Raw genomic sequence first — 25,508 nt, 5'->3', positions numbered from 1 at the left:
CCTGAAAATGTTGGAAATCAAGAACCTGCACGTCAAACTGGAAGAGCATGACAAGGTCATCCTGAAAGGGGTGAACCTGACGATCGGCGCGGGCGAGGTGCATGCGATCATGGGCCCGAACGGCTCGGGCAAATCGACGCTCTCCTATGTGCTCTCGGGGCGCGACGGCTATGAGGTCACCGAGGGCTCGGCCGCGCTCGAGGGCGCGGAGTTGCTCGAGATGGAGCCCGAAGAGCGCGCCGCGGCGGGGCTGTTCCTGGCGTTCCAATACCCGGTCGAGATCCCGGGCGTGGGCAACATGACCTTCCTGCGCACCGCGGTGAACGCGCAGCGCAAGGCGCGCGGTGAGGAGGAATATTCGGCCGGTGAGTTCCTCAAACTCGTGCGCGAAAAGGCCAAGGCGCTCAAGATCGACGCCGAGATGCTCAAGCGCCCGGTCAATGTGGGCTTCTCGGGCGGCGAGAAAAAGCGCAATGAAATCCTCCAGATGGCCATGCTCGAGCCGAAGATGTGCATCCTCGACGAGACCGATTCGGGGCTCGATGTCGATGCGATGCGGCTCGTGGCCGAGGGCGTGAACGCGCTGCGCGATGCCAACCGCTCGTTCCTCGTCATCACCCATTACCAGCGCCTTCTGGACCATATCAAACCCGATGTCGTCCATATCATGGCCGATGGCCGGATCATCCAGACCGGCGGCCCGGATCTCGCGCTCGAGGTCGAGGCGAACGGCTATGCCGAGATCCTCAAGGCCCATGGCATCGAGGGGGTGCTCTGATGTCTGCGGCCGAGAAGATGACCCCGCTCGAGGCGCGTCTGGCGGCGCTCGGGCCGCTTTCCGGCGCGGCCTTCGGCGCGGCGCGGGCGGCGGCGCGCGCGCGGCTTGGCGCGATGGGCCTGCCGGGCAAGCGCGATGAATATTGGCGCTGGACCGATGCGAGCGCGCTCAACGCCGCGCAGCCGCCGGCGGCCGCGCCCTTTGAGGCGGGCGATGAGGCGCCGGTCTTTGGCGAGACCGACCGGCTCAAGATCGTCTTCGTCGATGGCGTCTTCGACGCGGCGGCCTCCGACCCGCTCGAGCTCGCCGGGCTCGAGATCTCGCGCCTTGCGCTCGCGGGCGAGGGCCATTGGGCCGAGGGGCTTTACGGCGCGCTCGAGGCCGATGGCCAGAGCCCGGTTGCGCGGCCCTTCGCGGCGCTCAACACCGCGGTCGCGAGCGATGGCGTCTTGATCCGCGTGACGGGGCGGCCCGCGAAGCCCGTGCATCTGATCTATATCCATGCCGATGCGACCTCGGACCCGGTGCTGCACCATTTGATCCGGGTGGAAACCGGCGCCGAGCTGACCGTTCTGGAAAGCGGCCCGGCGGGGGCGCGGTTCAACAAGGCGATGGAGGTCGATCTGGCCGAGGGCGCGCGGTTCCACCATATCCGCGTGCAGGGGCGCGACCATGAGCGCCGCGCCGTCACCGGCATCTTCGCGCGCCTCGCGGCGGGGGCGCTGTTCAAGAGCTTCACGCTGACCGCGAACGGCGTGCTCACGCGCAACGAATGTGTGATCGACATGCAGGGCGATGATGCGGTGGCCCATGTCGCGGGGGCGGCTCTGGGCGACGGGGCGCGCGCGCCCTTCCACCATGACGACACCGTGTTCATCACCCATGGCGCCGAGCGCGGCGAGAGCCGGCAGGTCTTCAAGAAAGTGCTCAAACACGGCGCGGTCGGCGTCTTTCAGGGCAAGATCCTGGTCAAGCCCGGCGCGCAGAAGACCGACGGCTATCAGATCAGCCAGTCGCTCCTGCTCGATGACGACAGCCAGTTCCTCGGCAAGCCCGAGCTCGAGATCTATGCCGATGACGTGAAATGTTCGCATGGCTCGACCACCGGCGCGATCGACGAGACGGCGCTCTTCTATCTGCGCTCGCGCGGTGTGCCGGTGCAGGAGGCGGTCTCGCTTCTGGTGCTGAGCTTCCTCGCCGATGCGATCGAGGAGGTCGAGGATGAGGCGCTGAAAGACGAGATCGTCGGGCGGCTCGAGGGCTGGCTGGCGCGGCACCGCGACTGAGCTTTGGGGGGCCGATGAGCGCCGTTGACGATATCTTCCGCAGCTACCGCGCGCCGCGGGCGGTGGTGCGCGCGCATCTGGCGCGCGGCCGCTCCGAGCCGCGGGCGCTGACCTTCCTGCTGGCGGCGCTCGGGGTGATCTTCGTGGCGCAATGGCCGCGGCTGTCGCGGCTGGCCTATCTCGAGCCCGATCTGCCGATGACCGGGCTGATGGTGGGCACGGGGCTTGCGCTTCTGGCGATGATCCCGGTGTTTTACCTGCTCGCGCTTGGCGCGCATGGGGTGGCGCGGCTCGCGGGCGGGCGCGGCAGCGGCTATGGCGCGCGGCTGGCGCTCTTCTGGGCGCTCTTGGCGGCCTCGCCGCTCATGCTGCTGCAAGGGCTCGTCTCCGGCTTTCTCGGCCAGGGGCTTCAGCTTTCGCTCGTCAACCTCTTGATTTTCGCCGCCTTCGGGCTGATCTGGGGGCGGGGATCCGGGTGGCGGAATTTGACCTCCCCGCAGGAGAGCGCGGATGAGCACGCCCGATGTCAAGGAGCTTCTGATCGAGACCTTCCGCGCGCCGAAGGATTTGGCGCGGCGGCTCATCGCGATGAACCTGCCGCTGCAGGCGCGGCTGATCGCGCTTGGCGCGGTGGTGGCGGCCTCGGCCGCGCTTGGCACGCTGGCCGAGATCCTGTTTGCCTTCATCACCAAGATCGACCTCGGCGCGGTCGGCAGCCCCTTGCCGATGGCGGTGGTGCAGGGCGTCTTGATCCTCTACGGCGCCTTTGCGATGGTGCTGGTGGGGGGCTGGTTTGGCGGGCGCGGGCGCTATGCGGATGCGCTTTTGCTGATGGTCTGGATCGAATTCGTGCTGATGGTCGCGCAGATCGTGCAGGTCTTGATCATGGTGTTCTTTCCGCTCACCTCGGTGGTGGTGTCGCTCGCGGTGGTGGGGCTGCTCTTTTGGCTGCTGGTGCAGTTCACCGCGGCGCTGCACGGGTTCACCGAGATGGTGCCGGTCGCCTTCGGGGTGATCGCGACGTTTTTTGTCAGCGCGCTGATTGCGGGCGTGCTGCTGGTCAGCCTCGGGATCGTGCCGGTGCCGGTCGCCGGGGCGGGCGCCTGAGGGCGAGGAGTTGGGCGATGTATGATGTGACGCAGATCCGCGCGGAGTTCCCGATTCTGGCGCAAAAGGTCAACGGGCGGGCGCTCGTCTATCTCGACAACGGCGCCTCGGCGCAAAAGCCACGCGCCGTGATCGACGCGATGACGCGCTTTTACGAGGAAGATTATGCCAATGTTCACCGCGGCTTGCATCATCTCTCGACGGTGGCGACCGAGGCTTATGAGGGCGTGCGCGGCAAGATCGCGCGCTTTCTGAACGCGCCCTCTGAGGAGCATATCGTCTTCACCACCGGCTCGACCGAGGGGATCAACCTGGTCAGCTATGCCTGGGCCGCGCCGCGCCTCGAGGCCGGCGACGAGATCGTGCTGAGCGTGATGGAGCATCACGCCAATATCGTGCCGTGGCATTTCCTGCGCGAGCGGCAGGGGGTGGTGCTGAAATGGGTCGAGCCCGAGGCCGATGGCGCGCTCGATCCGGCGCGGGTGCTCGAGGCGATCGGGCCGCGCACGAAACTCGTCGCCGTCACCCATATGTCGAACGTGCTCGGCACGCTTGTCGATGTCGCCGCGATCACCCGGGGCGCCCATGAAAAGGGCGTGCCGGTCCTCGTCGATGGCTCGCAGGCGGCCGTCCACATGCCCGTCGATGTCGCCGCGATCGGCTGCGATTTCTACGCGATCACCGGGCATAAACTCTATGGCCCCTCGGGCTCGGGCGCGCTTTATATCCGCCCCGAGCGGATGGCCGAGATGCGCCCCTTCCTCGGCGGCGGCGACATGATCGACACGGTGACGCGCGAGGCGGTCAGCTATGCCAAGCCGCCGATGCGCTTCGAGGCGGGCACGCCCGGCATCGTCCAGCAAGTGGGCCTCGGCGTTGCGATCGATTACCTCACCGGGCTCGGCATGGCCAATATCGAGGCCCATGAACAAAGCCTGCGCGCCTATGCCGAAGAGCGGTTCCGCGGCCTCAACTGGTTGAATATCCAGGGAAATGCTCCGAAAAAGGGGGCGATTTTCTCGATGACCCTCGACGGGCCGGCGCATGCCCATGATCTCTCGACGATCCTCGACAAACGCGGCATCGCGGTGCGCGCGGGCAGCCATTGCGCGATGCCCTTGATGCAATGGCTCGGCGTCTCGGCCACCGCGCGCGCCTCCTTCGGGCTCTATAACACCCGCGAGGAGGTCGATGCGCTGGTCAGCGGGCTCGAGCTCTGCCACGAGTTGCTCTGCTGACCCCGGCCGGGGATTTTGCGTATTTTTGCCAAGAAGAAACAGCGCCCCGGCAAGGGGGAAACCGGGGGCTGCGCGCCTCCCGGTCTCTTCTTCTTGGCATAAATACGCCCTTGCGCGGTTTGGCCCGGGCGTGGCGTTTTGAGTGATTTTGCCCGTTGCAGGGGGCGAGAGCCTCGTTTATACCCGCCCGCAGGCACCCATAGCTCAGCTGGATAGAGCGCTGCCCTCCGAAGGCAGAGGCCAGGGGTTCGAATCCCTTTGGGTGCGCCAAACAATTCCAGACGCTTAGCGGCGTTTCAGAGGCTCGGATTTTCGGCGGAAGTTGCACGATCGTGCAGTTTCCCCCGAATTCGGGCCTTTTTCGCGCCTTCGGAGGCCGGAATCGGCATCTCGGCACAGGGAGCCTGACAAAGGAAAACCCCGGCCATGCCGAGGGCGCGACCGGGGTTCAAGGATTGTCATTTGGGCAAATGACCCCGGCAGAATATGGGCTCTCGTCGTCTCGCACAAGCGCCAAGACGGCATTCAGCGGGAGGGCGGCGGCATGAGCCACGAAGCCACCCTTTGGGCCGTCAGGGCCTGCGACGTGCCGCTCGATGAGCGGATGGTGCTGGTCTACCTCGCCGACTGCCATTGCCCGGACAACGGGTGTCTGGTGACGCCCGAGCGGCTCGCCAAGGAAGCAGGGATCGACGTCAGCGAGCTGCACGGGATCCTCGACCGGCTCGAGGCGCGCGGGAAGGTCATCAGGTTCGCGGACACGGACAGATGGTTGCTCGAGTTCGAACCGGTGTTCGCCTCCTTGGCAGAGGGGGCGCGGGCATGAGCTACCAAGCCACCAACTGGGCCATGAAGCAGCGCGACATGAAGCCCGCGACGAAGACGGTCCTGCTGTGCCTCGCGGATCGCCACAATCCCGAGAACGGGTGCTTCCCATCCCACAAGCGCATCGCGACGGACGCCTGCATGTCGGAGCGGAGCGTCCGAAACCATCTGGCCGAGCTTGAGGCGATGGGCCTCCTGCGGCGGGTGAAGGGCACGGGCGGGCGGCTCAAGCGCGCCGCGACTCGGTACGTTTTCGCGTTCGAGGACGGCTTCGAGGCTGTGGATAACTCGGCCGAGCGCGCCGAAAGTCGACGGCAAAAATGCGCGGAAAGTCGACGGCAAATTTTGCCGCCTAACACTGTAAGAGAACCCTTAAAGGAGGAGGACGCGCGCGAGGCGCCGGATTCGAATGATCTTTTCGAAGGGGTGAAGCGGGCGGTGGGCTTCGGACCAAACGCCATCCTCCCGAGCTGGTGGCGCGAGCGGGCCGCGAGAGACCACGTGATCGGATGGACGAAGCGCTTCGGGCTGACCGAGGCAGAAATCCTCGACGTGGCGGCAGCGACGCGGAAGGAACACCCGATCCCGCCTGACGGGCCGAAGGCGCTCGACAGGGCGATGGAGCGCCGGTGGCGGGCGAAGCAGGCTGCGAAGAGCGGGGACAAGCGCAGGCGGCACGACAAGCGCCCCAGCGCGGCACCTGCGAAGCCGGTGTCAGAGCACGATGCGCTGAAGCTTCGGGCCGAATGGCTGAACGGTGACCGATACGTGCCGCCCACCCTGATCACGAACGTGCACGTGGCACGGTTGCTCGAGACCGGGATGGTTTCGCCCGAACGGTTCCGGAGGCACAATCTTGGCCACCTGCTGCCGAGCGGCGCGGTGGGATCGAGAAGGGAGGCGGTGGCATGAGCGAAGACGATCTGGTGGCTGAGCTGGCGCACGAGCTCGACCGGCTGATGCTTGAGTTCGTCGGGCGCGGCCTGCCGGGCCTGCACGTCCTCAGCGCCGCGCACGGCCACATGGTGGGGCGCCTCGCGGCGATCTGCGGGCCGGAGGGCACCGCAGCCCACCTGCGGGCCACAGCGGCCTCCGTGGGCCGTCTCCCAGCCAAGCACGAGGCACGGACACCCGCGCAGGTGCTGGCGGCTGCGAAGCCTGCAGGGCACGCCTGAGCATGAGGGGGGGCGCGCGGAACCGGGGGGGAGCCAGAGAACAGGCGCGAAGCGCCTCGCGGCTGGTTTCGGGCGGCGCGGCGCTAGGAAAGCAGGGCGCGGGCGGCTCGGAAATCGCCTCTCGCGGACTCCTCGCGGGCCACCCCCCCCCGGCTTTGGTTCCTCCTGCGCGCCAAACGTATGCGGGGGGCGGAAGCGCGCTAAGTCTCTAGCGTCAAAGGATTTTTACGGGTTTCCACCCTTGGGTTTCCACCTTTGGGTTGCCGGGTTGCCACCCGGTTTTCGGGCCGGTCAGCCTTTCCGAACGACGGGGGTTTTCAGCCACTCGCGGATCGCGTCCTCGTGGTAAAAGACCTTCCGACCGACCTTGATCAGATCGGGGCCGATCCCTTGCGTCGACCATCGCGCGACGGTGTCTCTCGTGACGCCCAGCTTCTCGGCCAGCTGCTCGCGAGTGAGATACCCCTCGAAAATGTCGGCTTCTTGCTGCTCTGCCATCCGTTCCTCCGGTTCTGGTCAGCGGTTGATCGCGGCGCGCCGGGCCTCGACGCCTTGCTGGTGCTTGGCTTCGCGATCGGCGATGCCAGCCTCCACTCGGTTCGCGGCCAGCTTGAGTGACCACAGCTGCACGAGGCGCTGCTCGAGCGTGGCAGGGCCCAGCCGCTAGAAGTCGCCAGACAGATCGGCGAGGCGCGCGCGCAGCGAGGTCACATCGGCCAGAGCCTGCTCCATCTCATTGTCCAGCTGCTGCCTCGCTCCCGAGTGGAAGTTCCCGTTCGCGGCCATCAGCGCATGCCAGTTTGCCTTCACCTTCGGCACGCGGGACGAGAGGTCGCCGAGCTGCTCGCCAATCTCGGCCGCGAGACGCCCGGCCTCCATCGCATGATCGCCGGTTCGGAACCGCGTGTTCTGGCGAAGCGCGAAGACGGAAAGCACGATGGCCAACAGCGAAACCACCAAGGCGATCCAGTCGACCGAAAGCGACGTCGGGATCCACTCAGGCATTGCGATCTCCTTTCAGGCGGACGCCAACGCCCGCGGTCTCGGTGGCCTCGATGAATTCCACGCCCGCTTCTTCCAGCGCCGCGCAGATCGCCTCGACTGTTCTTGGCCGCAGCGTGTCACCGCGCTCGAGCCTTGCGACGGTATCGATGGCGACACCCGCGCGCTGGGCGAGCTCCCGAATGCCGAAGCCGACTGCCGCCCGCGCCATCCTGCATTGCACCGCGTTCATCGGAATCCTGTCCTGATTTAAGTTGACGGCTTGCGCGCCTATCCTCATTCGTAACCGTGTCACGAATTCAGAACAAGGACCGAAGCCCATGCCGCTACCAGGACAGAGCCTGTTCAGCATCGATGAAGTCTCGGCACGGTGGATCGCTGCGCCGCATCAGGTGGCGCAGTGGGCTGCCCAGGAGCGCCTCGAGGTCACCACCAGCATTCCACCGGTGCATGCGGGCAGCGAGGAAGTGGCCGGGCTGGTCGTGGTCGCCATGGCTGACCTTCTGCCGATGTTCCGGCGCGATGGCTCGGGTCCGACGTCGATGCGCTTGCGGCGGCTGCGCAGGGTGGGCGAGCGCGAGTGGCGAACGGTGAGCGATCCTGCGGATGGCGTGATGGTCGCGGCAGGTGACCTGCTGATCGACGTCGCCGAGATGGGGCGGTTCGAGGACGAGCACGAGCTGATGCGCCGCCCGCACGCAGGGAAGGGACCGGAACCGAAGTACGATTGGGACGGCTTCTGGCGCGCGGTGGCGATCTACGTTCACCAGCACGGGGTTCCGCCCACTCTGAAGGAGTTCACCGAGGCCATGTCGAATTGGTTTCTGGACCAGACGCACGGCGCGGAATGCCCGAGCGACAGCGTCATCAGGAAGAAGCTGAGCCCGCTCTGGAACGAATTGCGCCGCGAAGCCTGACCAGCATTTGCGCAAGGTGGCTAAAGGAATGGATGCCCAGCGCCCCCTTCGAAATGGGGTGTCCTGCAAAACCGCGAATTTCTCACGTTTCCCAATGCCTTAAAGGCGAATCACCGAGGGCGCTGCGGATGAAACCCGCACAAAGCGCGCTGTAGGACGCTGCGGACGCCGCTCAATTGGACGAGCACGCGCAACGCTTGGCTCGCTGCAAGTGGCGAACGCGATTACCTTGTTTCCAATAGCTTACGGGAACGGGGTGGCGCGAAAATGGCAGATCATGGGCGGATACGACTGAGCGATTTCGCGACCTTCGCGGGCGAGAGCGTCGATGTGATCAAGAAGCGGCGCGGCGCTGGCATGCTCCCCTTCGAGGCTGACGGAACAGGGCAACGGACCTATGGGCCTGCCGACCTTCTTGCGTGGAAGCTGCAGGACGCGCTGACGGCGCAGGGGATGGCGATCCGCACAGCGGCGCTGTCCGTCCTTGCCTCTCGCGCGGCTCACGCTTTCCTCGGTGCTCTGGCGCTGGGCCACGACGTCTCGGACCTGCACCTTGTCGCGTGGCGCGAAGGCGAAGACGGCTGCGATGGCCGCGAGGTGAACCATCGTGCCGCGACCATGACGGGCGACGAGCTCACCGAGCTGCGCCTTGATCGCCCGGTGCCTGACCGGACGTGGCGGCGCCTCGACAAGGACGGAAACGAGACCGAGGTGCGGCACGCCACACCGGTTGGTCCGATTTCGATTACCTCGGTCCAGATCGCTCGCCAGTGGCGGGCTGCGGTCGAACGCGCGCGCGCAGCCGGTCTGGACCTGCTTCCGGGCTCGGTGGCGGTGCTGTCGGAGGATGCGGCCTGATGGATCGCCCCACCTTTCGGATATCCGGCTACATCGGCGCTGGGCGCAACACCGCCCTGGCGCTGGCCGAGTTCCTCGCCGGGCATTCTGGCCGCGACGTCGACGTGATCGTCAACAGTCCCGGTGGAGATGCTTTCGAGGGCGCGGCAATCCTCGCCGAGGCGGAGGCCCATGGCCGGGTGCGGTTCCGGGTGCGCGGCGTGGCCGCGAGTTCGGCCTCGCTGCTGATCTGCGGTGGGGCCTCTGTGCTGATGCACCCAGCAGCGTTCTGGATGGCTCACCACCCGTGGTCGATCATCGCTGGTGACGCAGACGCCCACCGCAAGGAAGCCGAGTTGCTCGAGAAGGTCGGACGGACCGACGCGGAAATCTACAGCCGCTTCTCTGGTCAGCCGGTGGCGCGGGTCCAGGCATGGCTCGCCGAGGAAACATGGCTCAGCGCCGAAGAGGCGATCGCGCTGGGCTTCGCGGACGGCCTCGATGGCGATGCGAAGCCCGAAGCGCCAGCAGAACACGACTACACGAAGCACTCGGCCGCACCGTCGGCCTTGCAGCGCCTCGCGCGCGAAAACGGCTGGGCGGCCGTCCCGTCCGAACCCAAAGGAGGCGAGCAATGAACGCACCCACCCAAATCCAGCCGCCCGCGCGGCTCTTGGCGCAAGCGCGCCTCTTCGCCCAGGAGCGGAAGCTTCCGGCGATCATGGCCGACGTCCTCGCGGCGCGGCCGCAGATGACGATCAAGCGCATGGAGACGCTGGCACCGGGTCTCGAGCTGATCCGCGACCTGACCGAGAAGAACAAGGTCGCCGCGGATGATCTTGCCAAGGCCGTGAAGGACTATCTCGCGGAAATCGATACCGAGCAGGATCCCGAAACCGACAAGGTCCAGCAGACGGCTCGGACCGTGGTGTTCTCGATGCTCGCCGACGCCAGCGTTCGCGACTACGGGCCGACGCGCGAATTCAGCACGGTGGGCACGGACTGGAACAGTGGGCCCGGCTTGCATGCGCGTGTGCGTGACGCTGTGGAGGCGCGGCTTGACCGGAGCCACACTCCCACCCTCGGACGCGACCTTGCCGGTGACTGGGGCGACATCATCATGGCGATCTGCGAAGGGCGCGGGGAGCGTGTTTCCAGCCGCACTCAGGCAGCGCGCCTGATGAGTAGCGGCACCCACACCGCAAGCGACTTCGCGATGATCACCGCCGACGCCATGTCGAACGTGGTTGCCCGGCAGTTCGCCCAGCGTGTCCCTGATCTGGCACGGGCCTCGCGGGAAATCCCGCGCGACACGTATCACCAGGGCAAAGCTCTGACCCTGTCGGCATCGGGCATGCCGCAAGAGATCGCCGAGGCCGGCGAGATCGAGTTCGTCACCATGGACGAGAAGGGCGAAGCGCTGCCGACGCCGCGTGACTTCGGCGCGGGCTTCAACCTGACCAACACCGCGCTGGTCAATGATCCGACCGGGCTGATGCAGCAGGCATCGGAGCGGATGGTTCGCGGCGCGGTCGAGCGGCTGCGGCGGGTACTCCTGGAACCCCTCGAGGCGAACGCGGGCGCTGGGCAGACGATGGCCGATGGACAGCCGATGTTCCACACCTCGCACGGCAACACGACCAGCACCGGGGCCGCGCTGAGTGTCACCAGCCTCTCCGAGGCGCGTGTGGCACTGCGCAAGGCCAAGGGGCTACAGGGTGAGCTCTACGCGATCGAGCCTTGGGCGCTGGTGGTCCCGGCAGAGCTCGAGACGGTGGCGCAACAGGTGGTGGCCGAAATCCAGGCGACGAAGTTCTCGGACGCGAACCCCTTCTCGGGCAAGCTCGAGATCATCGTGGAGCCCGGCCTCGCGGACGATGGCGCATGGTACCTGATCGGGAACCCTGCGCTGCACGACGGCCTCGCCCATGCCTTCCTGACCGGCCAGAGCGCGCCTCGGGTCGAGTCCCGGCCTGCCTGGGAAACCCTCGGGATGCAGTACCGCCTCGTCTGGGCGGTCGACGCCAAGTTCATCGAGACGGCGGCTTGGTTCCGTAACCCCGGCGCCTGATCCTGAATCACCGGGCGGAAAGGCATCCCGCCCGGTGACACCAGCAGTTCTCTCGGGCTGCGGAGCCCAGCGGGCGGTGGCGAATAACACCCGCAGCATCGGCGCATCACTCCGACGCGTGACGGTGCACTCAGCCGCGCTGGGCCTCGATGCGAGGATGATGCGCCCGAACGCCCAGCGCGGCACTCCACCAGGACGGGTTTGCGATGCAAGACAGACCGCTAGCCACATTGGACGAAGCCGCGCATGAATTGGGTGTTCCGAAGATGTCCCTTCGGAATGCAGCTGAAACACATGGCCTGCTCGTCCGAATGGGGTGCGCTCTGCGCATCGAGCGGGCCTCTTACCCGGAGTTGATCGAAGCATGCCGCAAAAAGCCAAGGGAGCCCGCCTGCACCAGCGGAAGACAGGTATCTGGTACATCCGCGATACCGGCCGCCACGACATATCGACCGGCACGCGAAGTCGCAGAGATGCTGAAATCGCGCTCGCCAACTACATCGCCACGCGCGGAAGGCCAACTGGTCCCGCTGCAGCGGAAGAAATGACGGTGGGCGGCTTGTCCATCTACGGCACCGAGCACGCTCCGCACGTCGCTGATCCGGTGCGCATCGCCTGCGCGATCCTCCCCCTCGATCGCTTCTTCGGAGGCTTGAAGGTTTCTGCGGTGACCGGCGCGACCTGCCGCCGCTACGGCAACACCCGGGTGAAGCCGGGCAAGCGGGATCCCGAGACGAAGGAAGTTCTCGAATGGCTCCCGGTCTCGCCCGGCACGATCCGGCGCGAGCTGGGCGTGCTGCGCGCGGCGCTGCAGTACTGCCACAGGGAAGGGCACCTTCTGTCGGTTCCGGGTGTGGCGCTGCCTGATAGGCCTCCCTCCAAGGATCGATGGCTCACCGAGAAAGAGGCAGCGCGCCTCCTGCGCGCGGCTTGGCGGAATCCGCACTCGAAGCATCTGGCTCGGTTCATCCTCGTCGGCCTCTACACCGGCACCCGCAAGACAGCCATCCTCGGCCTGCAATACCATCCCAACACAACGGGCGGCTGGGTCGACCTCGAGCGCGGCCTCATGCATCGGCGCGGCAACGCGCAGCGCGAGACAAAGAAGCGCCAGACGACAGCACGCATTCCTCAGCGGCTCTTGGCTCACCTGCGGCGCTGGGCGGGCGCAGGAAGCCGTCACGTGGTCTCGGAAGGGGGAGCGCGCATCGGCGACATCAAGACCGCCTGGCGGCGCGCCTGCCGCGAGGCTGGGCTGGCGGACGTCACTCCCCACACCCTCCGGCACACCGCGATCACGTGGGCGATGCAGAACGGCGCCCAGAAGTGGGACGTCGCCGGGTACTTCGGGGTGAGCATGGAAACCCTCGAGCGAACCTACGGCCACCACCACCCAGACTATCAGGCGACGGCGGTCGAGGCGATGGAGCGGAGACGGTGAAACTGCACGCTCGTGCAGCTTGACTTGTTTCGAAGTCTACGGAACCAGAACAAAACAAGGAGATTTGGGCAAATGAAAGGTGAACAAATGGGCTGGCATAGTCCTCCGAAGGCAGAGGCCAGGGGTTCGAATCCCTTTGGGTGCGCCATTTCCCTCAATATGACCCCCGGTAACGGGGGCGCTGCGGCGCCGATCGCCGGGTTTGCGCCTGTGATTTGGTGGATTTGAAGCAAATCCTCTTTGCAATCCGTCAACCAATCGCAACAATTCTAGGCAATCCGGCTTGTCGAAAATCATTGTTTAAGGGTTTGGGGGCAGGGTTGCGGGCATCCAAGTCGAGGTGCTCCATGTTTTTCAATCGCCGTTCCGCCGCCATCACCCCCCGCGATCCCGCCACGCTCGCCGCCGCCAACACCGCGCTGGCGATGATCTGGTTCGATCCTCAGGGCACGATCCTCGACGCCAATACGAATTTCTGCGCGGCGCTCGGCTATGATCTGGCGGAGATCGTCGGGCAGAAACATGCGATGTTCCTGCGCCCGGGCGAGACCGAGCGGGCGGAGTATCGCGCCTTCTGGGAGGCGCTGCGCGCGGGCAAGACCCAATCCGCGACCTTCGCGCGCCGCCGCAAGGATGGCGAGATGGTCTTCATCGAGGCCTCCTATGTGCCGATGACCGATGCCGCAGGCGCGGTGACCGGCGTGGTCAAATTCGCCGCCGATGTCACCGCGAAAACCCGCGAGGCGTTGCGCGCGAAGGGCTGGACCGAGGCGATCAACCGCTCGAATGCGGTGATCGAATTCACCCCCGAGGGCAAGGTTCTCGACGCCAACGAGGCGTTTCTCAAGACGCTCGGCTATGAGAAATCCGAGATCGTCGGCCAGATGCACCGCATGTTCATGCCCGCCGATGAGATCGGCCAGCCCGCCTATCAGCAATTCTGGGCCGATCTGCGCGCCGGCAAGTTCCGCGCGGGCGAGTTCCTGCGGATCGGCAAGGGCGGGCGCGAGGTCTGGATCCAGGCCTCCTACAACCCGGTCTTCGCGCCCGATGGCTCGGTCGCGAGCGTGGTGAAATTCGCCTCCGACATCACCGCGCAAAAGCTGCGCGCGCTCGATGCCCGCGGCCAGCTTGCCGCGCTCGATCGTGCGCAGGCGGTGATCGAATTTGATCTGTCCGGCAAGATCCTGACTGCGAACGATAATTTTCTCTCGGCGCTCGGTTATGAACTTTCCGAGGTGGTCGGCAAGCATCATTCGATCTTCGCGCGCCCGGGCGAGCGCGGCACGCCCGCCTATGCCAGGCTCTGGGAGCAGCTCGCCGCGGGCCAGTATCAGGAAGCCGAATATTGCCGGGTGACCAAATCCGGCGGCGAAATCTGGATCCAGGCGACCTATAACCCGATCCTCGACGCGCGCGGGCGGCCCTACATGGTGGTGAAATTCGCCACCGACATCACCGCGCGCAAACGCGCCGTGCAGCAATTCCAGGCGGCGGTGGGCGAGCTGGCGAGCGGGGATCTCGTGCATCGGCTGAGCCAGAAGATGCCGGGCGAGCTCGAGACGCTGCGGGGCGATTACAACGGCGCGGTGGAGCGGATGGCGGGGCTGATCGGCGCGATCCTCGGCGCGGCCGATGCGATTCAGGGCGAGGTCTCGACGATCCAGCAGACCTCGCTCGAGCTGGGCCGGCGCACCGAGACGCAGGCGGCCTCGCTCGAGGAAACCGCGGCCGCGCTCAATGAGCTGACCTCCTCGGTGGCCTCGGCGACCGCGGGGGCGCGCGAGGCGGCCGGCGCGGTGTCGCAGGCGCGCGAGCGCTCGAGCGCCGGGCGGCAGGTCGTCGATCAGGCGATCACGGCGATGAATGCGATCGCGGCGAGCTCGGGGCAGATCTCGAAGATCACCTCGGTGATCGATGATATCGCCTTCCAGACCAATCTGCTCGCGCTCAACGCCGGCGTCGAGGCGGCGCGGGCCGGCGAGACCGGGCGCGGCTTTGCGGTGGTCGCCTCGGAGGTGCGCGCGCTTGCGCAGCGCTCGTCGGAGGCTGCGCGCGAGATCGCCGAGCTGATCGCGACCTCGGAGAAACAGGTGCGCGACGGGGTGTCGCTCGTCGATCGCTCCGGGCGCGAGCTTTCCGAGATCGACACGCTGGTGCGCACGGTGGCCGATCTCGTGCATGAGATCGCCAATTCCGCATCCGAGCAATCGGTGGGGCTGGCCGAGATCAACACCGCGATGAACCATCTCGATCAGGTCACCCAGCAAAACGCCGCGATGTTCGAGGAGACCTCGGCCGCGGTGACCACGCTGCGCGATCAGACGCAGGATCTGGTGCGCGAGACCTCGGTCTTCACCACCGAGGGCGGCGGCCGGGCGGAGCCCGAATACCGCTACGCCTCCTGAGGGCTCATGCCCCGAAGGCGCGCGCGATGTGATAGGTGAGGAAGGCCGCGAGATAGGCCAGCGCGAACATGTAGCCAAGCGCCACCCACATCCAGCGCGCCCCGCCGGTCTCGCGTTTGATCACCGCGAGCGTCGAGATGCATTGCGGCGCGAAGACATACCAGGCGAGGAAGGCGAGCGCGGTGGCGAGGCTCCACTGTGACGAGAGCGCCATCGCGACCGAGGCTTCGGTGCCCGCGACCGCGTAGACCGTGGCCAGCGCCGCCACCGCGATCTCGCGCGCGGCCATGCCCGGCACCAGCGCCACCGCGATCTGCCAGTTGAAGCCGATCGGCGCGAGGAGCGGCGCGGCGAGATGGCCGATCTGCGCGGCAAAGCTCGTCTCGATCGCGGGGCCGGTATGGCCCTCGGGCGGCAGCGGGAAGGTCGCGAGCAGCCAGATCACCACCATCGCGAGGAAAATCGTCGTGCCCGCGCGGCGCAGGAAGGCCCAGGCGCGTTGCCACAGCCCGAGCGCCACCCCCTTCAGCCGCGGCAGCTTGTAATCGGGCAGGTCGAGCATCAGCGGCGCTGCGGCCTCGTGGCGCCGGAACAAGAGCCGCGCGGCGAGCGAGACGCCGAGCGCGCTGATGATCCCCGCGGCGTAAAGGCCAAACATCACAAGGCCTTGCAGCCCGAGCCCGCCGAGCACCGTCTTTTGCGGCACGAAGGCCGAGATGATCAGCGTATAGACCGGGATCCGCGCCGAACAGGTCATCAGCGGCGCGATCAGGATCGTGGTGAGCCGGTCGCGCCGGTCGCCGATCACCCGCGCCGCCATGATCCCCGGGATCGCGCAGGCAAAGCTCGACAGAAGCGGGATGAAGGCGCGCCCGTGCAGCCCCGCCGCGCCCATGATCCGGTCCATCAGGAAGGCCGCGCGCGCCATGTAGCCGAGGTCTTCGAGGAGCAGGATGAACAGGAACAGGATCAGGATCTGCGGCAGGAAGATGATCACCGAGCCGACGCCGCCGATGATCCCGTCGACGAGGAAGGAGCGCAACAGCCCGTCGGGCACGACCCGCGTGACGAGCTCCCCCGCGAGGCCAAAGCCCGCGTCGATCAGCTCCATCGCGGGCGCGGCGCCGGCAAAGACCGCCTGGAACATCGCAAAGAGCAGCGCGAGCAGGAAGATCGGCCCGAAGACCGGGTGCAGGAGCCAGCCATCGACCCGCCCGGTCAGGGTGCGCGGGCGCGGCGGCGCGGTGACGGCGGCGGCGAGCACCCGGTCGGCCTCGCGCTGCAACGCGCGCAAGCTCGTCGCGCTCGGCTCGGCCCAGGCGCCCGGGCGCGGCGCCGGCAGCCCCGCGCCGATCATCTCGTCGAGCCGCGTCCAGAGCGCCTCCATCCCGCCCCGGCGCACCGCCGTCGAGGCCACGACCGGCAGGCCGAGCTCGGCCGCAAGCCGCGCCTCGTCGATCCGGATGCCGCGGTGGCGGGCGATGTCGATCATGTTGAGCACGAAAAGGATCGGCCGGCCGGTCGCTTTGAGCTCCTGCACGAGGCGCAGCGCGCCGCGCAGGTTGGTCGCATCGGCCACCATCACGATCAGATCGGGCGGGGCGGTATCGGCGCGCTGGCCGAGCACCACCTCGCGGGTGACCGCCTCATCGGGCGAGCGCGCGCGCAGGCTATGGGTGCCGGGCAGGTCGATCACCGCGAGCGCAAAGCCCGCCGGCGTGCGGGTGCGGCCGATCTTGCGCTCGACCGTGACGCCCGAATAATTGCCCACCCGCTGGTTCGCGCCGGTCAGCGCGTTGAACAGCGAGGTCTTGCCGCAGTTCGGCGCCCCCACCAGAGCGATCTGGAGCTCCGCCGCCGCATCCTTGGAAGCCATTGTTATTCCGCCAGAATTGCCATGGCATCGCGGCGGCGCAGGGCCACCGTGGCCGAGCCCACCCGCACCGCGATCGGGTCGCCGCCAAAGGGCGCCTCATGGAGCACCTCGAGCTCGACGCCCTCGATGAAGCCGAGCTCGATCAGCCGCCGCTCGAGTTCCTCCGGGTCGAGCCGGCCCATCGCCTTGAGCGGCAGAAGGCTCACCAGCCGCCCGCGAAAGCCCTTGCGCGCCTCGGCGAGGCTCAGGGCACAGGTTTGGGGCGCAGTTTGGTCGGTTCGCATGGCATCCTCGCTTGCGGTTTCCGAGTAAAGCGCTCGGAAATTGCGGGCAAACTGCACCCTTTCGCGCGGCGCTTCAACTGAAATAGTCAAGAATGCCCTTCACAATTTTCGGCCCGGGCGTTTTGTCGCGGCGCCGGGCTGGCGGGGGCGGGGCGGGGCGGCTAGATTTCCGCCCAGACACAGGAGGGCGCGATGGCGGGCAAGGTTGCGGTGATGGGCGCGGGGGCGGTCGGCTGCTATTACGGGGCGAAACTTGCGCAGGCGGGCGAGGCGGTCACGCTGATCGGGCGGCCGGCGCTGGTCGAGGCGGTGGCGGCGCGCGGGCTGATCTTCGAGACGGGCGGTGAGACGCACGCGGTCGCGCTTGAGGCGAGCCTGGACCCGGGCGCGGTGGCGGGGGCGGATCTGGTGCTCTTCGCGGTCAAATCGGGCGATACCGAGGCGGCGGGGCGCGCGATCGCGCCGCATCTGGCGCCCGGCGCGGTCGTGCTGAGCTTGCAAAACGGGGTCAGCAATGCCGAGCGGCTTTCGGCGGTGCTCGGGCGGCCGGTGGTGCCGGTGGTGGTCTATGTGGCGGCGGAAATGGCGGGGCCGGGGCATATGCGCCACAACGGCCGGGGCGAGCTGATCCTGGCGCAGGCGCCGGGCGCCGAGGCGGCGGCGGCGCGGCTCGCGGCGGCGGGGGTCGCGGTCGAGGTCTCGGCCGAGGCGGCGGTGGTCATGTGGACGAAATTCACCGTCAACTGCGCCTTCAACGCGATCTCGGCGGTGGCGCGGCTGCCCTATGGGCGGATCTGGCCGCAGCCCGGGGTCGAGCAGTTGATGCGCGATGTGATGGGCGAATGCGTGGCGGTGGCGGCCGCCGAGGGGATCGTTCTGCCCGAGACGCTCTGGGAGGTGATCCACGCGGTCGCGGTGCAGATGGAGGGGCAGTTTTCCTCGACCGCGCAGGACCTTATGCGCGGGCGCCCGAGCGAGATCGATTATCTCAACGGCGAGATCGTGCGCCGCGCGGCCGCCTTGGGGCTCCCGGCGCCGGCCAACAACGCGCTGTGGGTGATGGTCAAGCTGATCGAGGCGCGGCTGGTCGAGGCGTGATTGCGAACAAATCGGGGAAAGTCATTCGCGAGTAGCGCTGTTTCATTCTGAAACGGGCTGGGCCATATCTCTCCCATGCCCCGCGGCCAGCGTGCCGCACCGGGTCCCCTCTTTGGGCGCCTCGTCGCCCGTCTGAAAGGAACGATCATGAGCCTCGCTTCCGCCCTGCAAAGCCTGCGCGACCGCTTCAAGACCACCGAGCGGATGCCGCTCGTCTTCCTCGGCCATGGCAGCCCGATGAACGCCATCGTCGAGACCGATTACGCCCGCAATTGGGCCGCGCTCGGCCGCGCGCTGCCGCGCCCGCAGGCGATCCTCGTCGTCTCGGCGCATTGGATGAGCCGCGGCACCACGCTCGTCGATGTCTCGCGCCTGCCGCGCACGATCCATGATTTCTACGGCTTCCCCGAGGCGCTTTACGAGCAGCAATACCCCGCCCCGGGCGCGCCCGACATCGCCCGCGAGGTCGAGACGATCCTCGCCTCGCACCATGCCGAGGGCGATGACCGCTGGGGCCTCGATCACGGCGCCTGGTCGGTGCTGAAATGGCTCTTCCCCGAGGCCGATGTGCCGGTCTTCCAGCTCTCGATCGACATGTCGCGCGATCTCGACTGGCAGCTCGAGATCGGCGCCGCGATCAAGGATCTGCGTCGGCGGGGGATCTTGATCCTCGGCTCGGGCAATGTCGTGCACAACCTGCGCCGGATGCGGGCGGGGAGCCCCTGGGATTGGGCGATCGAGTTCGATCAGGGCTTTGCCGAGCGGCTCGAGGCGCGTGATTTCAAGGCCTTGGCCGACCGGCGCGGGATGGGAGCGCTCTTTGATCTCGCCCATCCGACGCCCGATCACTATCTGCCGGCGCTCACCGTGGCGGGGGCGGCCGAGGCGGGCGACGAGCTTCTCTTCATGAATGACTCGATCGATATCGCCTCGGTCTCGATGCGCAGCTTCGTGTTCTACTGAGCCCCCTCGGGGCGGGGGATCCGCCCCAGCCGGCGCGCGGCGAGCCAGCTCGCCGCCGCCATCGCCCCCGCCGTGGCGAGGCAAGCCGGCAGGCCGCCGAGCTGATAGCTCAGCCCCGAGAGCGCCGTGCCCGCAAGCCGCCCCGCGGCATTGGCCATGTAGTAAAACCCCACATCGAGGCTCACCCGCTCGGCCCCCGCGAAAGCGAGGATCAGATAGCTGTGGAGCGAGGAATTGACCGCGAAGACCGCGCCGAAGAGCAAGAGCCCCGCAATGAGCGTGGCGGTGAGCCAGGGCGCCGGGGCGGGGGCGAGCGCCACCGCGAGCGCGAGCGCCAGAGGGATCGGCACGAGCGCGCCCGCCCAGTGCCGCGCGGCGCCCTCGAGATCGGCCTCCGAGCGGCGCGCGGCGCCAAGGAGGCGCGGCGCGAAGGCCTGCACCGCGCCATAGCCGATGATCCACAGCGCCATGAACCCGCCGACGAGGAAGAAGGCCGCGCGCCCGCCCTCCGGCGTGCCATCGTCAAACAGCGCGCTGAAATAGATCGGGATACCGACCACGAACCAGGTATCGCGCGCCCCGAACAGAAAGAACCGCGCCAGCGACAGCCCGTTCACCCGCGCATCGCGCGAGAAAATGGCGGAGACCTTCGCCCCCTTCTTGCCCGCCGGCAGCCCGGGCGGCAAAAACGCCACGATCGCGCCGAGAATGAGCGCCAGCCCCGCCGCCATGACCCAGAGCGCGGGCCGGAAGCCGATCAGCCCGAGCAGCGCCGCGCCGAGGAAAAACCCGAGCCCCTTGACCGCGTTCTTCGAGCCGGTGAGCGCCGCGACGAGCCGGAAGAGCGCCCCCTCGGCCGCCGGCGCCAGGAGCTTCACCGCCGATTTCGCCGACATCTTGGCGAGATCCTTGGCCACGCCCGAGAGCCCCTGCACGACCATCACGAAGACGACCGAGGCGCCCACCCCCCAGGCCGGATCGAGCTGCGCCAGCGCGCCGAGCGCGAGGATCTGGAGCGCGAGCCCGCCGTAAAGCGTGCTCGCGAGCCCAAAGCGCGCCGCGATCCAGCCCGCGGCGAGATTGGTCACCACCCCGGCGATTTCATAGAGCAGAAAGAGCCACGCGAGCGTCAGCGCCGAGAAGCCCAAGCCGTTGAAATGCAACAAAACCAGCATCCGGAGCGCGCCATCGGTCAGCATGAAGCCCCAATAAGCCGCCGTCACCGCCCCATAGGCGCGCAACGGCCCGCTCACGCGAGCCCCCCGACCAGCCGCGCCACATCGACGAGCCGGCAGGCATAGCCCCATTCATTGTCATACCAGGCGTAGAGCTTGAGCTGGGTGCCCGCGGTGACGAGCGTCGCGCCCGCGTCGATCACGCCCGAGCGCGCATCGCCCAGATAATCGCAGGAGACCAGCGGGCGCGTCTCATAGCCCAGGATCCCCGCGAGCGGCCCCTCGGCCGCGGCCTTGAGCGCGGCATTCGCCTCCGCCACCGTGGTCTCGCGCGCCAGCTCGAAGGTCGCATCGGTGAGCGAGGCATTCACGAGCGGCACCCGCACCGCATGGCCCGCGATCCGCCCGGTGAGCTCGGGGAAGATCTGGGTGATCGCGCTGGCCGAGCCCGTCGTCGTCGGGATCAGGTTCATCAAGGCCGAGCGCGCGCGGCGCATGTCCTTGGCGGGGCGGTCGATGATCGTCTGGGTGTTGGTCACGTCATGGATCGTGGTGAAGGAGGCATGACGGATCCCGAAGCTCTCGAGCACCACCTTGACCATCGGCGCGAGGCAGTTCGTCGTGCAGCTCGCCGCGGTCACGATCGGGTGGCGGTCGGGGTCATAGCTGGCGTGGTTCACGCCATAGACGAGATTGGCGACGCCCTCGCCCTTGACCGGCGCCGAGACGACGACCCGCGCGACGCCCGCCGCGAAATAGGGGGCGATCTTCTCGGGCGTCTTGAAGACGCCGGTGCAGTCGATCACCAGATCGACCCCCATCGCGGCGAGCGGCAGATCCTCGATCGTGCGGGCCTGGGTCAGCGCGATCTCGCGCCCGCCGAGGGTGAGCGCGCCGGGGCCATGGCCGACGCTCTGCCAGCGGCCCTGCGCGCTGTCGAATTCCATCAGGAGCGCGAGCTGTTCGGGCGTGCCCGCGGGTTCGTTGATCAGCACGATATGGCCGCCGAGGCCGAGGTTGAAGAGGCGGCGCAGGGCGAGTTTGCCCATCCGGCCAAGGCCGTTCAGCGCGATGCGGGTCATGTCAGCACTCCATCTGGTCAAGGCCGATCCGGTCGAGCGCGGCCTGAAGGCCCGCGCGGTCGAGATCGGGGGGGAGGGTGGAAAGCGCGGTGATCCGCGCGTTGAGCGTTGAAAAGGCTTGCGAAAAGGCCTCCGGGCTGGCCGCGCGCACGGGGTCGGGCAGGCCCCAATGCGCGGCCAGCGGCGCGCCGGGCCATTGCGGGCACTCCTCGAAAGCGGCCTGATCGCAGAGCGTGAGCACGAGATCGGGGGGCGGCGCCTTGGCGAGCGCGGTGAGGCCTTGCGGGCGGTGGCCGGGGGCCGCAAGGCCCCGCGCGGCGAGCTCGGCCAGCGCCAGCGGATGCACCGCGCGCGCCGGCCGCGTGCCCGCCGAATAGGCCGCCATCCCCGGCGCCCGCGCCGCCATCAGCGCCTCGGCCAAGATCGAGCGCGCCGAATTGCCCGAGCAGAGGAAATAGACCACCCGCGGCGCGCGCGCGGGCGGCGCGGCGGGGGCGAGGCCCGCGCGCCCGCGCGCGCAATCGAGGCTGAGATAGTCAAAGAGCTCGGCCACCCGCGCGGGCTCGACCCGGTAGAGCCGGCCGCGCCCGACCCGGGCATGGGAGATCAGCCCGGCGGCCTCGAGATCGGCCAGATGATGCGAGAGCGTGTTGTGCGGCAGCCCCATCGCCAGCGCCATCTCGCGCGGGCGCCCGCCCTGCGGCGCGAGGCGCAAGAGCATCCGAAAGAGCGCAAGCCGGCCCGGATGGGCCAGCGCGGCGAGGGGTTTTATGGCGTCATTGAGTTCCATGATTCTGGAATACTCAAAATTCGGCGCGCCGGCCAATGAAGGTTTTGTAACGGCTTTTCGACAGGGCTGCGGCGCGTGGTCACGGGGGGCAGGGCGCGCTTGCACCGACTCGCGCCCGGGCAGAACATGCGCCTGACCGCATATGCGCGAGGCCGCACCTTGCCGCTTGATCTGCTCACCGCCCTTGCCGAACCGACCCGCCTCGGCGCGCTGCGGCTTCTGGCCGATGGCGGCGAGCATTGCGTGTGCGAGCTGATGGCGCGGCTCGGGGCCACGCAAAGCCGGATGTCGCGCCACATGCAGGTGCTCAAGGCCGCCGGCCTCGTCATCGACCGGCGCGATGCGCAATGGGTGCGCTACCGGCTGAACCCCGATCTCGCGCTGCCCGCGCGCGCGATCCTCGAGGCGGTTCTGGCGGCGGCGAACCATGAGGAGGCCCTCGCATGAGCTTGATTTCCCATGAAAATCCACCCCGCGAAAACCCCTGGCTGTGGAGCCTCGCGCTCGCGGCCGGCCTTGTGGGCTGGGTCGCGCTCTATCGCGAGCTCCCCGCGCTTTCGGCCGCGCTCGTCCGCCTGACGCCGCTCGACCCGGCAAGCCCCGCCGGTTCGGCGCTCGCCTTCTTCTTCTATGACGTGCCGAAGGTTCTGATGCTGCTTGGGCTCATCGTCTTTGCGATGGGCGTGCTGCGCAGCTTCTTCGCGCCCGAGCGCACGCGCGCGCTGCTGGCGGGGCGGCGCGCGGGGGTGGGCAATGTCCTTGCCGCGCTGTTGGGCGTGGTGACGCCGTTTTGCTCCTGCTCGGCGGTGCCGCTCTTCATCGGGCTCGTCTCGGCCGGGGTGCCGCTGGGCGTGACCTTCTCCTTCCTGATCGCGGCGCCGATGGTCAATGAGGTGGCGCTGGTGCTGCTCTTTGGCCTCGTCGGCTGGCAGGTGGCGGCGGTCTATTTCGGCTTCGGGCTCGGGCTTGCGATGGTCGCGGGCTGGGTGATCGGGCGGCTCGGGCTCGAGGGCTGGTTGCAGCCCTGGGTGCGCGATCTCCTCGCCACCGCGCCCGCCGAGGCCGAGGTCGCGGCGATGCCGCTCGTGGCGCGCTACCGCGCCGGGCTCACGGCACTTGGCGAGATCTTCGGCCGCGTCTGGATCTGGGTGATCCTCGGCATCGCGATGGGCGCGCTGATCCACGGCTATGTGCCCGAGGGGCTGATGGTGCGGATCATGGGCGCCGAGGCGTGGTGGAGCGTGCCGGCGGCGGTCGCGCTCGGGATCCCGATGTACACGAATGCCGCGGGGGTGATCCCGATCGTCGAGGCGCTCCTGGGCAAGGGCGCGGCGCTCGGCACGGTTCTGGCCTTCATGATGAGCGTGATCGCGCTGAGCCTGCCCGAGATGATCATCCTGCGTCAGGTGCTCAGCCTGCGGCTGATCGCGGTCTTCATCGGCGTCGTGGGGGCCGGGATTCTGGCCGTTGGATATCTCTTCAACATACTGTTCTGAAAGGATAAATCATGGATATCAAGGTGCTCGGGACAGGCTGTGCGAAATGCCGCGCGACGGTCGATCTGATCGAGAAGATCGCCGCCGAGACGGGGGCGGAGATCGCGCTCGAGAAGGTCGAGGAGATGCGCGCGATCGTGGGCTATGGGGTGATGTCGACGCCGGCGGTCGTGATCGACGGCAAGGTGGTGCACAAGGGCTCGGTGCCGGCGGCGGAGATGGTCCGGGGCTGGCTGGCGTGAGGGGGAAAATATGAACGATTTCAAGGAACTGCCGGAGCTTCGTGAGATGTGCCCGACCTCGAGCCGCAAGGCGCTTGGCGATGGCGCGGTGCTCCTCGATCTGCGCGCGGCGGCGGATGTCGCGCGGGTGGGGTTTGCGGGCTGCAAGGTGATCGCGATCCCGCTCGAGGCGCTGGAGGAGCGGCTGGGCGAGCTGCCGCAGGGCCGCCAGATCATCGCCGTGGCCGAGACCCCGGAGGGCGCGAAGAAGGCTGGGTATTTCCTGCTTTATCAAGGCTTTGAGCGGGTCGCGGCGATGAACCCGGGGCTTGCGCGCTGGGTGGCGAAGGGCTTTCCGACCTATGGCGATACGGCGGCGCTCGGGGGCTCCTGCGGGGCGGGGTGTTGCTGCGCCTGAGCGGCGCGGAAGGCCGCCGGGCTGGTGCCGCGCCAGCCGCGAAAGGCGCGGTGAAAGGCGCTCGGCTCGCTATAGCCGAGCTCGGCCGCGATCTGCGCGATCCCCAGCGCGCCGTCGCGCAGCATCTCCTCGGCGCGGCGCGCGCGCAGCTCGTCGCGGATCGCGGCGAAGCTCTGCCCCTCCGCCGCGAGCCGCCGGCGCAGCGTCGCGGGCGAGAGGCCAAGATCGCGCGCGGCGGTCTCGTGGCTGGGCCAGCGCGCGGCGGGCAGGCTGCGCAGGCGCGCACGGATCTGGCCGGAGATCCCCTGATCATGGCGGTAGCGCACCAATAAATTCCCCGGCGCCTCGCGCAGAAAGGCGCCAAGCGCGGCTTCCGAGCGGATCGGCGCGAGGGCGAGATAGCGCGCATCGAAGCCCAGCGCGCTGACCTCCGCCTCAAACCGCACCGGCGCGCCGAAAAACTGCCGGTAATCGCCCCGGTCGGGGGGCGCGGCGCAGGCGAAATCGACCTGCGCGAGCGCGATCCGCCGCCCCGTGAGCCAGCACGCCAGCCCCATCACGATCAGCCAATAGGTCCGGTCGGCGAAGGCGCTGCGCGGCGCGGGGCCGCTCAGGGTGATCGTCGCGCGGCCCTCGGCCTGGGTGAGCCGCCCGGCGGGCGCATCGAGCACGATGGTCAGGAATTCGAGCATCCGGCGCAGCGCGGCCTCGAGGCTTGGCGCATGGAGCGCGGCCTGCGCCATCAGCGCAAAGGCCCCCGGCCGCATCGGGCGCGCGCCAAGGCCGAAGAATTCGCAGCCGATCGCCCGCGCGATCCGCCGCCAGAGCCGCCCGTAAAGCTCATGCGAGATCGGATGGCTCACCGGGGCGGTGAGGCCGAGCGGGCCGAGCACGGCCTCGGGCGCGCCGCCGGCCGCGATCAGCGCGGCGAGCGCATCCTCGACAAAACCGGGGGCGATGGTGCGGCGGGGGAGCATCTTGTCTCCGGGGTGACAGTCTCGCTCACGATATTGGAGCCGG

Annotated in this window: 28 protein-coding genes and 1 tRNA gene; 20 read left to right on the top strand and 9 right to left on the bottom strand. The window is 68.0% G+C overall.

Annotation, left to right across the window (positions count from 1 at the left end):
• The first annotated feature begins 7 nt into the window (after window positions 1-7).
• The 8 genes from sufC to LPB142_RS09855 all read left to right on the top strand — a co-directional run bounded on the left by sufC (window position 8) and on the right by LPB142_RS09855 (window position 6,409).
• Window positions 8-778, top strand: coding sequence for a Fe-S cluster assembly ATPase SufC (sufC, locus tag LPB142_RS09890; RefSeq protein ID WP_068766974.1), 771 nt, complete (start codon window positions 8-10; stop codon window positions 776-778).
• Complete coding sequence (locus LPB142_RS09885) at window positions 778-2,064, top strand: SufB/SufD family protein (protein ID WP_071166270.1); 1,287 nt, start codon at window positions 778-780, stop codon at window positions 2,062-2,064. Before sufC ends, LPB142_RS09885 begins: the two co-directional genes overlap by 1 nt.
• 510 nt (window positions 2,065-2,574) lie before the next feature.
• Window positions 2,575-3,171: a YIP1 family protein gene (locus tag LPB142_RS09880; RefSeq protein ID WP_068766971.1), complete on the top strand. Its 597-nt coding sequence runs from the start codon at window positions 2,575-2,577 to the stop codon at window positions 3,169-3,171.
• Between the two features lie 17 nt (window positions 3,172-3,188).
• Complete coding sequence (locus LPB142_RS09875) at window positions 3,189-4,409, top strand: cysteine desulfurase (protein WP_071166269.1); 1,221 nt, start codon at window positions 3,189-3,191, stop codon at window positions 4,407-4,409.
• A gap of 193 nt (window positions 4,410-4,602) precedes the next feature.
• A tRNA-Arg gene (locus LPB142_RS09870) sits at window positions 4,603-4,679 on the top strand.
• A 274-nt stretch (window positions 4,680-4,953) separates the two neighbouring features.
• Complete coding sequence (locus LPB142_RS09865; RefSeq protein ID WP_068766969.1) at window positions 4,954-5,235, top strand: helix-turn-helix domain-containing protein; 282 nt, start codon at window positions 4,954-4,956, stop codon at window positions 5,233-5,235.
• Window positions 5,232-6,146 (top strand): helix-turn-helix domain-containing protein, encoded by a 915-nt coding sequence (locus LPB142_RS09860; protein WP_068766968.1) that lies wholly within the window; start codon window positions 5,232-5,234, stop codon window positions 6,144-6,146. The genes LPB142_RS09865 and LPB142_RS09860 overlap by 4 nt, the downstream gene beginning before the upstream one ends.
• Window positions 6,143-6,409: a hypothetical protein gene (locus LPB142_RS09855; RefSeq protein WP_068766967.1), complete on the top strand. Its 267-nt coding sequence runs from the start codon at window positions 6,143-6,145 to the stop codon at window positions 6,407-6,409. The genes LPB142_RS09860 and LPB142_RS09855 overlap by 4 nt, the downstream gene beginning before the upstream one ends.
• Window positions 6,410-6,700: 291 nt before the next feature.
• On the opposite strand, the gene LPB142_RS09850 is transcribed toward LPB142_RS09855, so the two are convergent.
• The 3 genes from LPB142_RS09850 to LPB142_RS09840 all read right to left on the bottom strand — a co-directional run bounded on the left by LPB142_RS09850 (window position 6,701) and on the right by LPB142_RS09840 (window position 7,643).
• Window positions 6,701-6,907: a helix-turn-helix transcriptional regulator gene (locus tag LPB142_RS09850; RefSeq protein WP_071166268.1), complete on the bottom strand. Its 207-nt coding sequence runs from the start codon at window positions 6,905-6,907 to the stop codon at window positions 6,701-6,703.
• Window positions 6,908-7,072: 165 nt separating this feature from the next.
• On the bottom strand, window positions 7,073-7,414 hold the full coding sequence (locus LPB142_RS09845) for a hypothetical protein (protein WP_071166267.1): 342 nt from the start codon (window positions 7,412-7,414) through the stop codon (window positions 7,073-7,075).
• Window positions 7,407-7,643, bottom strand: coding sequence for a helix-turn-helix domain-containing protein (locus LPB142_RS09840; protein WP_068767080.1), 237 nt, complete (start codon window positions 7,641-7,643; stop codon window positions 7,407-7,409). The genes LPB142_RS09845 and LPB142_RS09840 overlap by 8 nt, the downstream gene beginning before the upstream one ends.
• An 88-nt stretch (window positions 7,644-7,731) precedes the next feature.
• On the opposite strand from LPB142_RS09840, the gene LPB142_RS09835 reads away from it, so the two are divergent.
• From LPB142_RS09835 to LPB142_RS09810, 6 genes are all read left to right on the top strand, one after another.
• A complete protein-coding gene (locus LPB142_RS09835; RefSeq protein WP_068766964.1) occupies window positions 7,732-8,328 on the top strand; it encodes a hypothetical protein in 597 nt (198 codons plus the stop codon).
• Window positions 8,329-8,595: 267 nt separating this feature from the next.
• Window positions 8,596-9,186 (top strand): MerR family transcriptional regulator, encoded by a 591-nt coding sequence (locus LPB142_RS09830; protein ID WP_068766963.1) that lies wholly within the window; start codon window positions 8,596-8,598, stop codon window positions 9,184-9,186.
• Complete coding sequence (locus LPB142_RS09825; RefSeq protein WP_068766962.1) at window positions 9,186-9,803, top strand: head maturation protease, ClpP-related; 618 nt, start codon at window positions 9,186-9,188, stop codon at window positions 9,801-9,803. The genes LPB142_RS09830 and LPB142_RS09825 overlap by 1 nt, the downstream gene beginning before the upstream one ends.
• On the top strand, window positions 9,800-11,236 hold the full coding sequence (locus tag LPB142_RS09820) for a phage major capsid protein (RefSeq protein WP_068766961.1): 1,437 nt from the start codon (window positions 9,800-9,802) through the stop codon (window positions 11,234-11,236). The genes LPB142_RS09825 and LPB142_RS09820 overlap by 4 nt, the downstream gene beginning before the upstream one ends.
• A 364-nt stretch (window positions 11,237-11,600) precedes the next feature.
• Window positions 11,601-12,677, top strand: coding sequence for a site-specific integrase (locus tag LPB142_RS09815; RefSeq protein ID WP_068766960.1), 1,077 nt, complete (start codon window positions 11,601-11,603; stop codon window positions 12,675-12,677).
• Between the two features lie 347 nt (window positions 12,678-13,024).
• Window positions 13,025-15,085 carry a methyl-accepting chemotaxis protein gene (locus LPB142_RS09810; RefSeq protein WP_071166265.1) on the top strand — a complete coding sequence of 687 codons (2,061 nt, stop codon included), beginning with the start codon at window positions 13,025-13,027 and terminating at the stop codon, window positions 15,083-15,085.
• A 4-nt stretch (window positions 15,086-15,089) separates the two neighbouring features.
• Here the strand turns inward: LPB142_RS09810 and feoB are convergent, their stop codons facing one another.
• Both feoB and LPB142_RS09800 read right to left on the bottom strand, forming a co-directional pair.
• Entirely contained in the window at window positions 15,090-16,961 is a 1,872-nt protein-coding gene (gene feoB, locus LPB142_RS09805; protein ID WP_071166264.1) for a ferrous iron transporter B, read from the bottom strand.
• A gap of 2 nt (window positions 16,962-16,963) precedes the next feature.
• Window positions 16,964-17,245 carry a FeoA family protein gene (locus LPB142_RS09800; protein WP_068767079.1) on the bottom strand — a complete coding sequence of 94 codons (282 nt, stop codon included), beginning with the start codon at window positions 17,243-17,245 and terminating at the stop codon, window positions 16,964-16,966.
• 192 nt (window positions 17,246-17,437) lie between these two features.
• Between LPB142_RS09800 and LPB142_RS09795 the strand changes: the two genes are divergently transcribed.
• Complete coding sequence (locus LPB142_RS09795) at window positions 17,438-18,343, top strand: ketopantoate reductase family protein (protein ID WP_071166263.1); 906 nt, start codon at window positions 17,438-17,440, stop codon at window positions 18,341-18,343.
• A gap of 147 nt (window positions 18,344-18,490) precedes the next feature.
• Window positions 18,491-19,306, top strand: a complete 816-nt coding sequence (gene ygiD, locus LPB142_RS09790; protein WP_071166262.1) for a 4,5-DOPA-extradiol-dioxygenase — start codon at window positions 18,491-18,493, stop codon at window positions 19,304-19,306.
• Here ygiD and arsJ read toward each other — a convergent pair.
• Genes arsJ through LPB142_RS09775 form a run of 3 tightly spaced genes read right to left on the bottom strand, consistent with a single transcriptional unit; the run spans window position 19,300 to window position 22,353 of the window.
• Entirely contained in the window at window positions 19,300-20,505 is a 1,206-nt protein-coding gene (arsJ, locus tag LPB142_RS09785; protein WP_232231007.1) for an organoarsenical effux MFS transporter ArsJ, read from the bottom strand. The genes ygiD and arsJ overlap by 7 nt on opposite strands.
• A gap of 50 nt (window positions 20,506-20,555) precedes the next feature.
• Entirely contained in the window at window positions 20,556-21,563 is a 1,008-nt protein-coding gene (locus LPB142_RS09780; RefSeq protein WP_071166260.1) for an ArsJ-associated glyceraldehyde-3-phosphate dehydrogenase, read from the bottom strand.
• 1 nt (window position 21,564) lies between these two features.
• On the bottom strand, window positions 21,565-22,353 hold the full coding sequence (locus tag LPB142_RS09775; protein ID WP_068766953.1) for an arsenate reductase/protein-tyrosine-phosphatase family protein: 789 nt from the start codon (window positions 22,351-22,353) through the stop codon (window positions 21,565-21,567).
• Window positions 22,354-22,479: 126 nt separating this feature from the next.
• Between LPB142_RS09775 and LPB142_RS09770 the strand changes: the two genes are divergently transcribed.
• Genes LPB142_RS09770 through LPB142_RS09755 form a run of 4 tightly spaced genes read left to right on the top strand, consistent with a single transcriptional unit; the run spans window position 22,480 to window position 24,488 of the window.
• A complete protein-coding gene (locus tag LPB142_RS09770; protein ID WP_071166259.1) occupies window positions 22,480-22,800 on the top strand; it encodes an ArsR/SmtB family transcription factor in 321 nt (106 codons plus the stop codon).
• A complete protein-coding gene (locus LPB142_RS09765; RefSeq protein WP_071166258.1) occupies window positions 22,797-23,849 on the top strand; it encodes a permease in 1,053 nt (350 codons plus the stop codon). Before LPB142_RS09770 ends, LPB142_RS09765 begins: the two co-directional genes overlap by 4 nt.
• An 11-nt stretch (window positions 23,850-23,860) precedes the next feature.
• Entirely contained in the window at window positions 23,861-24,091 is a 231-nt protein-coding gene (locus LPB142_RS09760) for a thioredoxin family protein (protein WP_156894357.1), read from the top strand.
• A gap of 10 nt (window positions 24,092-24,101) precedes the next feature.
• Entirely contained in the window at window positions 24,102-24,488 is a 387-nt protein-coding gene (locus LPB142_RS09755; RefSeq protein WP_071166256.1) for a rhodanese-like domain-containing protein, read from the top strand.
• Here the strand turns inward: LPB142_RS09755 and LPB142_RS09750 are convergent.
• On the bottom strand, window positions 24,431-25,465 hold the full coding sequence (locus LPB142_RS09750) for an AraC family transcriptional regulator (protein ID WP_071166255.1): 1,035 nt from the start codon (window positions 25,463-25,465) through the stop codon (window positions 24,431-24,433). The genes LPB142_RS09755 and LPB142_RS09750 overlap by 58 nt on opposite strands.
• Window positions 25,466-25,508: the final 43 nt, after the last annotated feature.

The organism is Rhodobacter xanthinilyticus, from assembly GCF_001856665.1.
Classification (GTDB): domain Bacteria; phylum Pseudomonadota; class Alphaproteobacteria; order Rhodobacterales; family Rhodobacteraceae; genus Rhodobacter; species Rhodobacter xanthinilyticus.
The sequence above is the reverse complement of the archived record's forward strand: the minus strand, read 5'-3'. Positions and strand labels throughout refer to the sequence as shown.

Bases quoted from the DNA above. Each gene is read 5' to 3' on its own strand.
- LPB142_RS09765 (WP_071166258.1), top strand. From the start codon at position 22,797: ATGAGCTTGATTTCCCATGAAAATCCACCCCGCGAAAACCCCTGGCTG.
- LPB142_RS09775 (WP_068766953.1), bottom strand. From the start codon at position 22,353: ATGGAACTCAATGACGCCATAAAACCCCTCGCCGCGCTGGCCCATCCG.
- feoB (WP_071166264.1), bottom strand. From the start codon at position 16,961: ATGGCTTCCAAGGATGCGGCGGCGGAGCTCCAGATCGCTCTGGTGGGG.
- LPB142_RS09820 (WP_068766961.1), top strand. From the start codon at position 9,800: ATGAACGCACCCACCCAAATCCAGCCGCCCGCGCGGCTCTTGGCGCAA.
- LPB142_RS09755 (WP_071166256.1), top strand. From the start codon at position 24,102: ATGAACGATTTCAAGGAACTGCCGGAGCTTCGTGAGATGTGCCCGACC.
- LPB142_RS09865 (WP_068766969.1), top strand. From the start codon at position 4,954: ATGAGCCACGAAGCCACCCTTTGGGCCGTCAGGGCCTGCGACGTGCCG.
- LPB142_RS09855 (WP_068766967.1), top strand. From the start codon at position 6,143: ATGAGCGAAGACGATCTGGTGGCTGAGCTGGCGCACGAGCTCGACCGG.
- LPB142_RS09780 (WP_071166260.1), bottom strand. From the start codon at position 21,563: ATGACCCGCATCGCGCTGAACGGCCTTGGCCGGATGGGCAAACTCGCC.
- LPB142_RS09840 (WP_068767080.1), bottom strand. From the start codon at position 7,643: ATGAACGCGGTGCAATGCAGGATGGCGCGGGCGGCAGTCGGCTTCGGC.
- LPB142_RS09860 (WP_068766968.1), top strand. From the start codon at position 5,232: ATGAGCTACCAAGCCACCAACTGGGCCATGAAGCAGCGCGACATGAAG.
- ygiD (WP_071166262.1), top strand. From the start codon at position 18,491: ATGAGCCTCGCTTCCGCCCTGCAAAGCCTGCGCGACCGCTTCAAGACC.
- LPB142_RS09800 (WP_068767079.1), bottom strand. From the start codon at position 17,245: ATGCGAACCGACCAAACTGCGCCCCAAACCTGTGCCCTGAGCCTCGCC.
- LPB142_RS09770 (WP_071166259.1), top strand. From the start codon at position 22,480: ATGCGCCTGACCGCATATGCGCGAGGCCGCACCTTGCCGCTTGATCTG.
- LPB142_RS09810 (WP_071166265.1), top strand. From the start codon at position 13,025: ATGTTTTTCAATCGCCGTTCCGCCGCCATCACCCCCCGCGATCCCGCC.
- LPB142_RS09815 (WP_068766960.1), top strand. From the start codon at position 11,601: ATGCCGCAAAAAGCCAAGGGAGCCCGCCTGCACCAGCGGAAGACAGGT.
- LPB142_RS09830 (WP_068766963.1), top strand. From the start codon at position 8,596: ATGGCAGATCATGGGCGGATACGACTGAGCGATTTCGCGACCTTCGCG.
- LPB142_RS09880 (WP_068766971.1), top strand. From the start codon at position 2,575: ATGAGCACGCCCGATGTCAAGGAGCTTCTGATCGAGACCTTCCGCGCG.
- LPB142_RS09850 (WP_071166268.1), bottom strand. From the start codon at position 6,907: ATGGCAGAGCAGCAAGAAGCCGACATTTTCGAGGGGTATCTCACTCGC.
- LPB142_RS09750 (WP_071166255.1), bottom strand. From the start codon at position 25,465: ATGCTCCCCCGCCGCACCATCGCCCCCGGTTTTGTCGAGGATGCGCTC.
- LPB142_RS09825 (WP_068766962.1), top strand. From the start codon at position 9,186: ATGGATCGCCCCACCTTTCGGATATCCGGCTACATCGGCGCTGGGCGC.
- LPB142_RS09835 (WP_068766964.1), top strand. From the start codon at position 7,732: ATGCCGCTACCAGGACAGAGCCTGTTCAGCATCGATGAAGTCTCGGCA.
- LPB142_RS09795 (WP_071166263.1), top strand. From the start codon at position 17,438: ATGGCGGGCAAGGTTGCGGTGATGGGCGCGGGGGCGGTCGGCTGCTAT.
- LPB142_RS09845 (WP_071166267.1), bottom strand. From the start codon at position 7,414: ATGCCTGAGTGGATCCCGACGTCGCTTTCGGTCGACTGGATCGCCTTG.
- sufC (WP_068766974.1), top strand. From the start codon at position 8: ATGTTGGAAATCAAGAACCTGCACGTCAAACTGGAAGAGCATGACAAG.
- LPB142_RS09885 (WP_071166270.1), top strand. From the start codon at position 778: ATGTCTGCGGCCGAGAAGATGACCCCGCTCGAGGCGCGTCTGGCGGCG.
- LPB142_RS09760 (WP_156894357.1), top strand. From the start codon at position 23,861: ATGGATATCAAGGTGCTCGGGACAGGCTGTGCGAAATGCCGCGCGACG.
- LPB142_RS09875 (WP_071166269.1), top strand. From the start codon at position 3,189: ATGTATGATGTGACGCAGATCCGCGCGGAGTTCCCGATTCTGGCGCAA.
- arsJ (WP_232231007.1), bottom strand. From the start codon at position 20,505: ATGCTGACCGATGGCGCGCTCCGGATGCTGGTTTTGTTGCATTTCAAC.